Genomic DNA, 11,889 nt, shown 5'->3' on the forward strand with positions numbered 1-11,889 from the left:
ACATGTCGACACCGTTCTACGACGACGCCGCATTCTTCGAAGCCTGGCAACGCGGTGTGCACATCGCCGGGCAACAATGGTTCGCCGACGGCAACACGCCAGCAGAGAATGCGGCCAGCAAGTGGGATTTGCCGCCCCGAGTCGCCGACATCCGCGAGGCGATTGGCTGGCTGTCCTCAGGAGAAGCCATGTTCCTGGCAGCACTGGTCAGCTTTTACAATTCCGAGCCCGGCGGCGAACTTCTACGACAGCTCGACGCCAATGGCCTCAGTGACATCGCCGCCAGCCTCGACGAACCCCGACGGAGAGCGATCGCCGACCTATTGATCGCCTACCCCGGATGGTGACGGGCACCAACCCGTTTCGCCGACCCAACCCATTATGGGAAAATGGGCTATTGTGGGGTAGTGACTGAACTAGCATTGGTCGAAACCGATAGTCGTAGCCGCGCGGTGCTACCCGGCCGCCCCAACCAGCGCTTCGTGATGCGCGAAAACCCAGATGGCAGTGTCCTTTTGCAGCCAGCGCAGGTAGTAACGAACGCTCAGCATGAGTTCGACACCGATCCCGAACTGCGCGAACTTCTGGCGCGTGCCACCGCATCCCCAACGGTACGTCGCGCCCGGTCCCGCAGAACGTGAGCGTGGAAGGACACTACTCCGAAGTCGCCGACGCCCAGCTCGACACGCTGGAGAACGGCCCGGACGTGGGCTTGTACAACAGCGTCCTGGACACCATCGAATTCATCTTCCGGCGGCCCGGGCAAGCCCAGTCCCTCTCCACAGCGATCACCACTCCCGGCGGCATTCGGATGCGACTACCCGTCATCGGCCATCCACCCTATAAAGTGTTCTGGTCCACCGACGGGCCTCGAATCGAAGCGATCTTCCCGCACCCCTAATGGCAGGAGGCGTCCGGCCGACCATGGCCACGTCGACCGCCGGTTCCTCGCAACCGCGCTAAGAATGGACCCGTAATTACTTGTGCGTCTTGATATTCCAAAGTCCTGTAGAAAGCAAGCAACCAAGGAGTTTTGTCATGACGGACGATGAACGTCGCCTAGAGGACATGATCAGCCATCACCTGGGACATGCCCAGCTCGAGCTCGACACCGCAGAATCCCTCCTAGACATGTCAGGCCCACACGACGTGCCGTTAGACGAGCTCTCGCAGGCTGATCGCTACGCGCACATCGCTGCCCGCGCCAACCTCGCCGCTGCGCACGCCGCAGTGGCGCAAGCTAAGTCAGTGCAGCTCGGGCTGCGCTGGGACCTGCACGCCATCGCCACCGCTATCGGGGCTCTGGCCCAGGGCGGCTAAACACGCGTCAAACTCAGCCGTCCCACCGCCCGCGAACAACACCACCCGTCTTGCGAACCGCGCATCGAGGTCTTGGGTTTTGAGGTGGGCAATATGCAGTAGGCCATGAGCGGCGCCGATGGTGGCTTGCGCTAGCACGTAAGTGAGTTGATCGGAAGGTGGAGGACCGGGCACAAGCCACAGCTGGCGTTACTCATCGCCGCCCCACGATGGTGCCACCCAGACGTGCCCAGATGACCCCTAAGTAGAGATTGTCGCCGACATCCTCAGGGTCAAGATCCGTCAGGGGCGCGATTTTCGCGCCGACGCGCGTGTACGCGACCGCGCCGCTCTGTGCTAAGCGTCCGGGCTTGCAGAACGAATCTTTCCCACCTCGTCGGTGCGCCGCGCTTGCAGGAACGTCAACTGTTCTGGGACAAGACATTTGCGACCGCGACCTCACCAGACCGTTCGGTGTCGGGCCCGTTGGCCTCAATAACCCCCCGCGGTGTCAATAGTGATCATGTCGGGTTCCAGCCAAAGTTGCATCGTGACGCTCGACTGGCCGTTGGCACTGCCTGCTGGCATCAGCACAACAGCCAGCCATCCTCCGTCTGAGGCGCGCCGAACCCACGCGACCTGCCGCGCGCGCATCGACGGCGCCAGGCGTAACCCGCCCGCCTTCAGCCACAGGGGCAGTTCGTCCTGTCTGCGGTAGCTCGCTGGCGGGAAGACCCGAGATACGTCCACGAGGACATCGCGCTCCACTCGATGCAGCGTCGGATAGTTAGCATCGTCGCGCCATCTATCGAACATACTTGCGATTATGCACGTCTTCTTCGAGGCTCCCCCAAACACCCGGCGACAAACGGGATGGCCTCACTCCGGGCTGAAGCCCGGAGCTTGCGGCCAGGAATTCGGTCAACAGAGGCAGCTTGGATAGTGGCCGCCGGTCCTGGCATCACATCCACGAGGGACCGGCGGCCGGAAAAGATATATCGAATCGCGGAGCTCGCCGGTCTAGCTGGCCGGTGACTATCCAGCGCACCTGCCAGCTGGGAATCCGGAACTGCGGGTCGGTCAGGAATGCGCGCGTCAACGCCGATTCGAACATGGGTTCAGCCTACGGCGTTTTTGCCTTTTGCCCTGTCGATTGTGGCCGGCAGTCCGCTGCACGCAAGGACACGGCCTTCGCTTCGCTTCGGGCCCCAAGGGCTCGCTCAGTTTTCCCGCCCGCTCGCCCCGGGGGCTCGCTGGGAAAACTTCGCGCCCGGACCTTGCGCTTCGCGGCCTTCGCGCCGGCCCACATCTTCAGTGCCAAAAGGCAAAAAGAACGGGCGGCCCACGGGACGCTCACCAATCCCGAAAGGTACTGAAATGACCGAGATGATCTCTACCGAGCAACCAGACGACGCCACCCACGGCAGCGCTGCGTTGGGCGTCGTTGAGCACATCAACCCCCAAACGCTGGCGCTTGAAGCCAATGTTCGCACCGACGCCGACCTTGACGCGCAGTTCGTGGCCAGCATCAAAGAACACGGGGTGCTGATCCCGATCGCGGGCGTACGCGATGTCAATGGCCAGGTGCGAGTGCGGGCCGGTCAGCGCCGGGTACTGGCTGCCCGCGAGGCGGGACTGACCACTGTCCCGGTCTATGTGCGCCCCGCCGGGGGCGCCGATGACACCGAGGAGCTCGTCGCGCGGGTCAGCGAGCAGATCGTGGAGAACGACCAGCGCCGTGGGCTCACCGATGCCCAACGCGCCCGCGGCATCCAACAGATCCTCGACTCGGGAGTCTCCGTCACGCGGGTGGCAAAGAAGTTGTCGGTTCCCCGAGCCACCGTGAAAGCTGCTGCGGCAGCGGTCAACTCGGCGGCGGCGATGGAAGGCCTCGACGGCGGCCAGCTCACCTTGACCGAGGCAGCCGCGGTGGCAGACTTTGACGGCGACGAGGCGGCGACCGCAGAACTGTTGCGCGCAGCCGGGACGCGGTTCTTCGACCACAAGCTGGCCCAGCTGCGCCAGGCCCGCGAGGCCGACAAAGCGTACAGCGAAGCCGCACAAGCCTATACGGCGCAGGGCTACACCGTGCTGGACGAGTACCCCGGCTACCGCGACACCCGCTACGTCAGCCTGGCCCGCCTGCTCACCAGCGACGGCGACCCAGCCACCGAGGACGCCATCACCGATCCGGCCCACTGGGCGGTCCTGCTGTCGGAGGACACCGAATACGTCGACAAATCCACCGGCGAGCCCGTCGACCGCGATGCGATCGACTGGGACACCGAAGGCCACCCCGACCAGGAGCCCGCCGAAGGCCTGCACCACGCCGAAAACATCACGGAGCGAATCGCATTCAGCCCCGAATGGTTCTGCATGGATCATGTCGGCGCTGGCCTTCACGTGCCCGACTACACCGTACCGTCAGGCAGTAGCGCCACCGGTGAGCATCCCGACAGGCACGGGCAAGACGCGCACCAGCAGGCCGCCGAGCGGGAGGAAGCCGAACGGCGCGAACGCCGTAAAGTGCTCGCGCTCAATAAACTCGGTGCCGCCGCGAAGACAGTGCGCAGGGCATTCATCAAAGAAAAGCTCCTAGCGCGCAAAACGCCACCCAAAGGCGCCGGCATCTTCGTAGCCACCTGCCTGACACGCGATCAGCGGCTTCTCGAGGACTACCACGCCTACGATGTCGCCGCCGAATTGCTCGGCGTTGCCAGCACCGACACCCTGCGCAAACTCGCCGCTGACCTGACCGCTAGCGGCGACGGACGCGCCCACGTCATCACCCTAGGCCTGGTCCTGGGCGCCCTGGAATCCCGCTGCCCCAAAGACTCCTGGCGATCGGCGGGAAGCGCCTGGCGCACCACCGTATCTTCCGCGGAATACCTGCAATTCTTGGCGGCCAACGGCTACACCCTGAGCCCGGTAGAAGAAATCGTGACCAAGCAGCGCAACGCCGACAACGTCTACCGCGAGACCCAAGAATAAAACCACCATTCACCAGCAGCGGGTGGGGCGGATACAGCACTTCAAGCCCCACCCGCTGATTCTTTATGCCCCCGAACAGCGTGGAGAGGGTTATTAACGTGTTGTTGAACGAGCGCGGTTCTGTATCCCGCGCTAGTTTCGGCGATCAAATACATTCCCGGTTGTCCCACCCCTCGCGGCCTCCGGTAAACCCTAAACTCTGAACCGCTCACCCGTTCTAGCTCAGCAGCTTTCAGTAGTGCAGAGAGCCCTGAGAAATCAAGCCACTAACAATTGGCATTCCACATGAAAAAAGTTATCAACAATATTTTCTCCGACCACCAATAACCCCACCGCTGGAACTAAAATTAAGTCATACGAGAGCCGCCCAACCTTTATGACCGAGGGAGATCAAAATGCGCGAAATCACGGTCTACACAAAACCGGGATGCGTCCAGTGCAACGCGGTATTCCGCAGCCTCGACAGATTGGGTGTCAACTATCGGCGCGTCGATGTCTCCACTGACAACCAGGCTCGGGATTTCGTAATGGCGCTGGGGTATTTATCCGCTCCGGTCATCTATGCCGGCCCCGACAACCACTTCAGTGGATTCCGGCCCGACCTGCTGAGCCGGCTCGCCGCGTAACCACCCCACCGGGCGGCCACGACAACCGCAACGCCGACCAAACGAAGGAGACCCCTGCAATGACGACACAGGCGCACCCCGGGCACGCCTTCGACACCGTGCGCAACGCGGTCGAAACCCGCTGCGCCACCTGGCGGACCCGCGGCCAGCACGCGCTGATGGCCTCCTGCCCCCTGCACGACGACACCACGCCAAGCCTGTCGATGACCTGGACCGCCCGGCCAGGTCGCCCCGGCCTGGTGCTGCTGCACTGCTTTGCCTGCCAAGCCCCCATCGGCGAGCTCACCGCGGCCCTGGGCCTGCGTCCCAGCGACCTCTTCGACGACGCCACGCGCGCCGGTGGGCCGACCATCACACCGCGACCACATGCCCACACCCGCGCCTCGTCGACCCCGCCGCCTGCCCACCCCGCACACCGCTGGCAGCGCGTGCGGGTATACACCTACACCACAGCATCCGGTCAACCCGTGCAACAGGTCCTGCGCGACGAATGCCACTGCCGCGCACCCACTCACAAGCGGTTTCTGCAGCGCTACCGCCACGCCCGCGACTGGGCATGGCGTAAACCCGCCGACTTTCGCCCCGTGCTCTACCGCGCCCGCGACCTCGCGGCCGCCGATCCCACCCAATGGGTGTGGCTGGTCGAAGGCGAAAAAGACGCCGACACCGCCGCCGCCCGTGGTTGCGTGGCCACAACCAACGCGCAAGGCGCGGCAAACTTTCCGCCCGAACTGCTCGCCGACCTCACCGACCGCAAAGTCCTCATCGTCGTCGACCGCGACGCCGCCGGCTATCAGCGCGGCCTGCACCTGCACGCCGCGCTGAGCCCGCTGACATCCGAGGTGCAGCTGCTGCTACCCGCCCCCACCCACCCCAAAGCCGACCTCACCGACCACGTGGCCGCCGGGCTATGGAACCCCCAGCATCGCTTCGGCGGCCTGCACCCCCTCAGCGCCGCCCAACTTGAGCAGCTTCACCAGACTCACTGCACCCAGAAGGTATCCGCATGTTCACCGCGCCGCTGACCACCGAGGAATACCGCATCCTGGTCGACGTCAAATACCGTCCCGACGCCGCCACCACCGCCGGCTGGACGCTGCGCGACAGATACGGCCGCATCCACGGCTGGCATCCCCAAGAACCCGGCAGCCGGCACTGGACGCACCCCGAGGACGCATTTCGCGCGTTCGTCCCCGACAGCAAACGCCGCCGCCACCTGGCCCTGCTGGGTCACACGGTCAGCGCCACCACCGGAATCGAAGAGCTCACCGCACTCCTGCGCCACGAACGCGGCGAGCCGGACCCCTACCCGAGCGCACCACGGGAGACAGCACACCCATGACCACCGAACTGCTCGACGAACTGGCCATCACCCAAGTCGCCACAGACGGCATGCGCTTGCGGCTACGGCGAACCGAACGCGACGAAGCCGTGCGGCGCATGTACCGCCGCGTCACACCAGAACTCATCGCCTGGCGCCTGTACACGACCACCCGAACCGTGCAGCGCATCACCGCCCGCCTCGGGCTCACCTAGCCCCCCACCACCACTCACCCATCAACCCGAAGGAGACCCGCACGATGACCCCCACCACGATCCTCGACGACGACCGCGACGCGCACATCGCCGCCTCCCGCCACCAGCTGCTCGCCGAGCTCACCGCCGCCGTCGAGTCGATGCGCTGCGCAGCTGACACCCTCAGCCGCTTGCGCAGCCCCCAGCTCTACGATCTCGACCTCATCGACGGCCGCGACGGCCGCGACATCGCCACCTTCCTCGACGACGGCCTGCGCTACGTGCGCGCCGCCTACGCCGTGGTGCACATTCTGGTCGAGAAGGACACCCCGTAATGGGCGCGTCCACCGCCGCAGAAGCTGTCATCGCCCGCCGCGCTGCCGCCGCGGTCACCGCCAGTCCCCGCGTCACGCGCTCCGCGCACACCGCGCGCACCTGGATCGACACCCTCACTGCGCGAGGCCAAATCCGCGCCGAACGCCGCGCGCGCCGCACATGAAAGCCGCCCGCCTTGCCGCCGGCGCCCTCACGGGCGCTGGCGTGCTGCTCTGCGCAACACCGACGGCACCGACACCCGCACACGCCGCCGTCACGCTCATCAGCGCCGGTGACCGCATCGACGTCGACTCCGACGTCTGCACCCTGGGCTACCCGTTCACCGCGGACCACCACAGTTACGCGTTCACCGCGGGGCACTGTCAACGCACGCCCGGCCAGCACGTCCGCGACCAGGACAGCGCCGACACCGGAACCTTCGTGCGCGCAGTCGTCGACCCCCCACACACCGGCGGAGCCGACTACGGTCTCATCGACTTCGGCATTCACGCCGTTGTCCTGCCGCAAGTCGGCAACCTGACTCTCGAACCCCAACGCGGCGCCGCGCCCCGCCCAGGACAAACCATCTGCCGCAGCGGCGTCACCACCGGGACCCACTGCGGGACAATCCTGGCCGCCTACGGGCCCCACCAATACCTCACCGCCGACATGACCACCAGCCAAGGCGGGGATTCCGGCGCCCCGGTATGGATACCCGACCACCGCGGCCGCGCGCAAGTCATCGGCATTTGGCTCGGCGGCTACACAACAGCCACCGGCGCCGACTACGGGCGCTTCGCCGACCTCGCCGACGGTTTCACCACACTCAACATTCGCCGCTGACCCGCTACACCCTAAACGCGGGCGGCGTCTCGGCGTCGGGCCACTAACCTACCTCCGCACGGCCAGCGCTGACCCGCTGACCAAGGTCCGCCCCTCTTTTTCCTGCCACCCCAGTCGCGAGATCCGTAGCCCATCACCTTCTTTGCCTGTCAGCGGGGTGCCCAGTGTAAGCGGCCGGGGGCCCGACCGGTCAACCCACGGCCGCGGTGCGCTGCACAGACCGAGTGACCTTTTCGGCCCAATGCCAGCCCGCCAAGGCGCTGCGCGCCGGCGAGCGCGGGCCGAAAACCCTGCTCCGCACACCGCAGCCTCACAGGGGTTGACCGCCCACCCCCAGCCGCTTGCCCACACCCCAGCGCTAACCGGCGCACCGCACAACCCTTGCAACGAAAGGAAACAACCATGGCACACGAACTCGACACCACCGACGGACACGTCTCCTTCGCCAACTCGCGCAGCGACGCCTGGCACCGGCTAGGACAATCCGTCGGACACGCCATGACCGCCCGCGAAGCCCTCGACGCCGCCCACCTCGCCGGCTGGAACGTGCGCAAAATGGCCCTGCAGGTCCCCCAGCAGCCGATCATCGGGCCCGACGGTGTCACCACCCCAGCACCTCTGTCCGTGCCCGACTTCTACGCCACCGTGCGCACCAACCCCATCAACGGGAACCTGGATGTCCTCGGTGTGGTCGGCCGCAAGTACGAGCCGGTGCAAAACGAGGCGTCCTGCGAACTGCTGGATGCCCTGGTCGACGAAAGCGGGGGCGCGCACTTCGAAACCGCCGGGGCGCTGCGCGGCGGACGGGAAACCTTCGTCACCATGAAGCTGCCCACCTCGATCGTCTTCGACGGCCGCGACGGCTCCAAGGACCGCACCGACCTTTACCTGGCCGCGCTCAACTCGCACGACGGCTCATCGGCCTATAAATGCCTTGTTACGCCGGTGCGGATCGTGTGCGCCAATACCCAAAGCGCGGCAATCGGTTCCGCAAAAGCCAGCTGGGGCATCCGCCACACCGGCGGAGCGCGCGCGGCCATCCAGGAGGCCCGCAACGCCCTGAAACTGAGCTGGCGCTACATCGAGGCTTTCGAAGCCGAAGCCGCCGCGCTGTATGCCCAGCCGATGGACACCGACCAGATGCGCGGGTTCGCCCACGCTTTGCTCGAGGTCGACTCCGCCGGCACCGAGGCCGCTGCCCGGCATCGCCGCGAACGCGCCGCCGGCATCGTCAAACTGTGGACGTCCTCGCCCACCATCGCCCCGATCGCCGGCACCCGGTGGGCCGCCTACAACGCGGTCACCGAGTTCTGCGATCACCACGTCCCGGTCCGCGGCGTCCGCAGTAGCCACGACGCCGAGGTCGCACGCGCGCTTCGCACGATCACCGCGGCGGGCAGCGCGCAATCGCTGCAGGCCAAGGCATTCCGCATGCTGCAAACAATGTAACCGCTCCCGCCCGCCTCAGGCCCGGCCAGCTCCCCACCACACAGAGTTGGCCGGGCCCCCCTTTTTCTTCCGGCCCCTCACCACCCGCCTGCGACGGATCCGCCGCCGAGGCGGCGACCCGAAATCCGTAGCCCCTCACCCTCTTTGCCTGTCAGCGGGGCGCGCAGTGTAAGCGGCTGGGGGCCCGAGCGCTCAACCCACGGCCGCGGTGCGCTGCACAGGCCAAGTGACCTTTTCGGCCCAATGCCAGCCCGCCAAGGCGCTGCGCGCCGGCGAGCGCGGGCCGAAAACCCTGCTGCGCGCACCACGGCCTCACAGGGGTTGACCGCCCACCCCCAGCCGCTTGCCCCACACCCAGCGCTAACCGGCGCACCAAACACCTTCGCAGAACGGAGAAAACCATGACCACCTCCACCGCAGCCACCCACCGCACCCCGCCGGCCCTCATCACCCACAGCATCGCAACCCTCAAAGGCCAACAGCACGCCGACATCACCGTGCACCATGCCCGAACCCCCGACGCGCGGATCGCGTTGACGTTCAACGGCATCCACATGCTTGTGTACAGCTGCCATGCCGCACAGGGCCTGCTCGAAGCCTTCGCCGCCGCCCGAGGCCAAATGATCCACCTGCCGGCCCAGATCCCGATGCCCCGCAGCCAGACCCACGAGCACGACACCCGCATCGCGCTGTCAATCGAATGGACCCGCCGGCCCGCCTACGCCGTCGTCGCCCAATCGGCGCTCAACAAGCTCAAAACCGCTCGGGTGCACTGGCTCGACCTCTACACCGGCCCACTGACCTGGCAGATCCGCGACCGCGCCGCCCTGCTCTCCATGATCGACGTCCTGTCCCGCGTCCACAAAACCGCCATCGCGGTCTTCGCCGACGGCCAGCGCTACGACGCCGACCCCACCGGCCCGGACTACCAGGTCGCCTAACCACCACCGGCACGGCCCGGCCGACTCCAGCAGCGAGGTCAGCCGGGCCCACGTGCCGACTCGCACGCACCAAACACCTTCACACCGAACGGAGAACACTCATGACCGCACAACCCGACTCCTGGGCCAGCACCGATCACGACCCCACCAGCCACACCGAAACGGCCCGCCACCACCACGCCCTGATCAGCACCGCCCACGCACTGCTGCTCGCCCGTGCCGACCTCCACGACGCCCTGGCCGCCGGCGACCCGGCGCAGCGCCGCGGCTACGCCCAATCCGCACGCACCCACGCCGAGGCCGTGCTGGCCGCCGCCGACGCCACCGACCAGGAGCGCACGCTGGCCCACTACTACCTGACCGACGCCCACTTTCTGCTGAGCACCCCCTAAACGCCCCATGCGAACGGAGACACCAATGGCCCACCGCGACACCCCGGACTTCTGGGAGCAATGGGCGGGATCCACCACACCACCCGTCGAAATCATCAAGCGCGGCGCCAAAGTCCACACCCGCGACGGACAGCGCTGGATCACCTACCGCGACGAAATCAACGGTGTGCCCGTCATTGTCGAGATGCCCCGCAACGCGCCCACCAAGTCCTGCCACCAAGGCCGCCACGACCGCTGCGCGCAGCGCCTCGGCGGCAAACAAGAAGGCGGGGTGGTCCTCAAACTTGGCCGCCCCGGCTTCCTGTGGCGCTGCGGATGCCCCTGCCACAATGACCCCTTCCGAGCCGGCCGGCTGTTCTAACCGCGTCTCCGGCACCGGGGCCGGCCAGCCCCCACCACGCAGAGTTGGCCGGGCCCCTTTTTTCTTCCGGCCCCTCACCACCCGCCTGCGGCGGGATTCGCCGCCGAGGCGGCGACCCGAGATCCGTAGCCCCTCACCCTCTTTGCCTGTCAGCGGGGTGCGCAGTGTAAGCGGCTGGGGGCCCGAGCGCTCAACCCACGGCCGCGGTGCGCTGCGCAGGCCGAGTGACCTTTTCGGCCCTATGCCAGCCCGCCAAGGCGCTGCGCGCCGGCGAGCGCGGGCCGAAAACCCTGCTGCGCGCACCGCGGCCTCACAGGGGTTGACCGCCCACCCTCAGCCGCTTGCCCCACACCCAGCGCTAACCGGCGCGCCCATCACCGCACAAAACGGAGAAACTCATGTCCTACAACCGCATCGCCGTCCTGGCCGCCCTACGCACCGAACTGGTCAGCGGCAAGTGCACACCCACCCGCGGGCTGTCCGAACTCGCCGGGCGCCTCGTCGTCGACGACAGCTTCAACAAGGCCATGTTGCACAAGATCGCCCAGCACCGGCCCCTAGCCGCGGCCCTGCTATGGATCCGCATCGCCGACCAGCTCGGCGGCCAGCCCCGCATCGAATGCCTCGCCCTGGCCGCCATCTTCGCCTTCAACGCCGGCCACCACGTCACCTCCGCCCGCCTCATCAACCGCGCCGACGTCGCCGCCCGCCGCGACCACACCGAACTCCCGGCCATGCTGCGCATCCTGCAGCTCGACCATCGCGTCGGCGCCCATCTCACCGTGGTCTGAACGCCTCGTCCGCACAGAACGGAGACAATCATGAGACTGCGTTTTTGGTCCCGCCCACTTGGCCTGGCCAAGCTCCCCGACATCGCCCCGTGGCGCGACGACGGGATCATGCGTTGGCCTGATGGCGCCATCTGGATTCCCGAGCCGCACCCGCAATGGACCACCGGCCTGTTCGGACACGCCTGCGTCAAGGACTGGCACAATCACGCTCTAGCCGGCGCCGCTCAAGTCCGTGCCCTGGCGCGCTACGTCGAACATCTCGAGCATCTGCTCAACGACGACACCACCTACCAACGACGCGCTGGCGGCGGATAGCTGGCGCGGCACCCAACTCCACAACGGCCCGGCCGACTCCCTACCGCGGAG

The 11,889-nt window shown here is 66.6% G+C and carries 19 protein-coding genes; 17 read left to right on the forward strand and 2 right to left on the reverse strand.

Translation table 11 applies throughout. From position 1 onward, the window contains the following. The first annotated feature begins 2 nt into the window (after positions 1–2). The 3 genes from AC5Y2L_RS25250 (at position 3) to AC5Y2L_RS25260 (ending at position 1,320) form a co-directional block, all read left to right on the forward strand. On the forward strand, positions 3–347 hold the full coding sequence (locus AC5Y2L_RS25250) for a hypothetical protein (protein WP_499945076.1): 345 nt from the start codon (positions 3–5) through the stop codon (positions 345–347). Between the two features lie 290 nt (positions 348–637). Continuing rightward, positions 638–901 carry a hypothetical protein gene (locus tag AC5Y2L_RS25255; RefSeq protein WP_499945078.1) on the forward strand — a complete coding sequence of 88 codons (264 nt, stop codon included), beginning with the start codon at positions 638–640 and terminating at the stop codon, positions 899–901. Between the two features lie 137 nt (positions 902–1,038). Next, on the forward strand, positions 1,039–1,320 hold the full coding sequence (locus AC5Y2L_RS25260) for a hypothetical protein (protein ID WP_499945081.1): 282 nt from the start codon (positions 1,039–1,041) through the stop codon (positions 1,318–1,320). 471 nt (positions 1,321–1,791) lie between these two features. Here the strand turns inward: AC5Y2L_RS25260 and AC5Y2L_RS25265 are convergent, their stop codons facing one another. Both AC5Y2L_RS25265 and AC5Y2L_RS25270 read right to left on the reverse strand, forming a co-directional pair. After that, positions 1,792–2,115: a hypothetical protein gene (locus AC5Y2L_RS25265; protein ID WP_499945086.1), complete on the reverse strand. Its 324-nt coding sequence runs from the start codon at positions 2,113–2,115 to the stop codon at positions 1,792–1,794. Between the two features lie 145 nt (positions 2,116–2,260). Then, on the reverse strand, positions 2,261–2,413 hold the full coding sequence (locus AC5Y2L_RS25270) for a hypothetical protein (RefSeq protein ID WP_499945089.1): 153 nt from the start codon (positions 2,411–2,413) through the stop codon (positions 2,261–2,263). A gap of 263 nt (positions 2,414–2,676) precedes the next feature. Between AC5Y2L_RS25270 and AC5Y2L_RS25275 the strand changes: the two genes are divergently transcribed. The 14 genes from AC5Y2L_RS25275 (at position 2,677) to AC5Y2L_RS25340 (ending at position 11,838) form a co-directional block, all read left to right on the forward strand. Next, the gene (locus AC5Y2L_RS25275) at positions 2,677–4,290 is read left to right on the forward strand and encodes a ParB/RepB/Spo0J family partition protein (protein ID WP_499945093.1); all 1,614 of its coding nucleotides are present in this window, start codon (positions 2,677–2,679) and stop codon (positions 4,288–4,290) included. Between the two features lie 395 nt (positions 4,291–4,685). Continuing rightward, on the forward strand, positions 4,686–4,916 hold the full coding sequence (nrdH, locus tag AC5Y2L_RS25280; RefSeq protein WP_499945095.1) for a glutaredoxin-like protein NrdH: 231 nt from the start codon (positions 4,686–4,688) through the stop codon (positions 4,914–4,916). 59 nt (positions 4,917–4,975) lie between these two features. Next, positions 4,976–5,941: a hypothetical protein gene (locus AC5Y2L_RS25285; protein WP_499945097.1), complete on the forward strand. Its 966-nt coding sequence runs from the start codon at positions 4,976–4,978 to the stop codon at positions 5,939–5,941. Further along, positions 5,923–6,258 carry a hypothetical protein gene (locus AC5Y2L_RS25290; RefSeq protein WP_499945098.1) on the forward strand — a complete coding sequence of 112 codons (336 nt, stop codon included), beginning with the start codon at positions 5,923–5,925 and terminating at the stop codon, positions 6,256–6,258. Before AC5Y2L_RS25285 ends, AC5Y2L_RS25290 begins: the two co-directional genes overlap by 19 nt. Further along, positions 6,255–6,452, forward strand: coding sequence for a hypothetical protein (locus tag AC5Y2L_RS25295; protein ID WP_499945099.1), 198 nt, complete (start codon positions 6,255–6,257; stop codon positions 6,450–6,452). The genes AC5Y2L_RS25290 and AC5Y2L_RS25295 overlap by 4 nt, the downstream gene beginning before the upstream one ends. 44 nt (positions 6,453–6,496) lie before the next feature. After that, a complete protein-coding gene (locus AC5Y2L_RS25300) occupies positions 6,497–6,766 on the forward strand; it encodes a hypothetical protein (RefSeq protein WP_499945102.1) in 270 nt (89 codons plus the stop codon). Further along, positions 6,766–6,930 (forward strand): amidohydrolase, encoded by a 165-nt coding sequence (locus AC5Y2L_RS25305; RefSeq protein ID WP_499945104.1) that lies wholly within the window; start codon positions 6,766–6,768, stop codon positions 6,928–6,930. Before AC5Y2L_RS25300 ends, AC5Y2L_RS25305 begins: the two co-directional genes overlap by 1 nt. After that, the gene (locus tag AC5Y2L_RS25310; RefSeq protein WP_499945107.1) at positions 6,927–7,589 is read left to right on the forward strand and encodes a chymotrypsin family serine protease; all 663 of its coding nucleotides are present in this window, start codon (positions 6,927–6,929) and stop codon (positions 7,587–7,589) included. The genes AC5Y2L_RS25305 and AC5Y2L_RS25310 overlap by 4 nt, the downstream gene beginning before the upstream one ends. A 402-nt stretch (positions 7,590–7,991) precedes the next feature. Next, positions 7,992–9,038, forward strand: coding sequence for a DUF932 domain-containing protein (locus AC5Y2L_RS25315; RefSeq protein WP_499945109.1), 1,047 nt, complete (start codon positions 7,992–7,994; stop codon positions 9,036–9,038). Positions 9,039–9,439: 401 nt separating this feature from the next. Further along, complete coding sequence (locus tag AC5Y2L_RS25320) at positions 9,440–9,979, forward strand: hypothetical protein (protein ID WP_499945111.1); 540 nt, start codon at positions 9,440–9,442, stop codon at positions 9,977–9,979. 101 nt (positions 9,980–10,080) lie between these two features. After that, positions 10,081–10,371, forward strand: a complete 291-nt coding sequence (locus AC5Y2L_RS25325) for a hypothetical protein (protein ID WP_499945112.1) — start codon at positions 10,081–10,083, stop codon at positions 10,369–10,371. 25 nt (positions 10,372–10,396) lie between these two features. After that, the gene (locus AC5Y2L_RS25330) at positions 10,397–10,732 is read left to right on the forward strand and encodes a hypothetical protein (RefSeq protein WP_499945114.1); all 336 of its coding nucleotides are present in this window, start codon (positions 10,397–10,399) and stop codon (positions 10,730–10,732) included. A gap of 398 nt (positions 10,733–11,130) precedes the next feature. Beyond that, the gene (locus AC5Y2L_RS25335; RefSeq protein WP_499945118.1) at positions 11,131–11,523 is read left to right on the forward strand and encodes a hypothetical protein; all 393 of its coding nucleotides are present in this window, start codon (positions 11,131–11,133) and stop codon (positions 11,521–11,523) included. A gap of 30 nt (positions 11,524–11,553) precedes the next feature. Beyond that, positions 11,554–11,838 carry a hypothetical protein gene (locus tag AC5Y2L_RS25340; protein ID WP_499945122.1) on the forward strand — a complete coding sequence of 95 codons (285 nt, stop codon included), beginning with the start codon at positions 11,554–11,556 and terminating at the stop codon, positions 11,836–11,838. Positions 11,839–11,889 lie beyond the last annotated feature (51 nt).

Source organism: Mycobacterium sp. NGS66 (assembly GCF_059812225.1).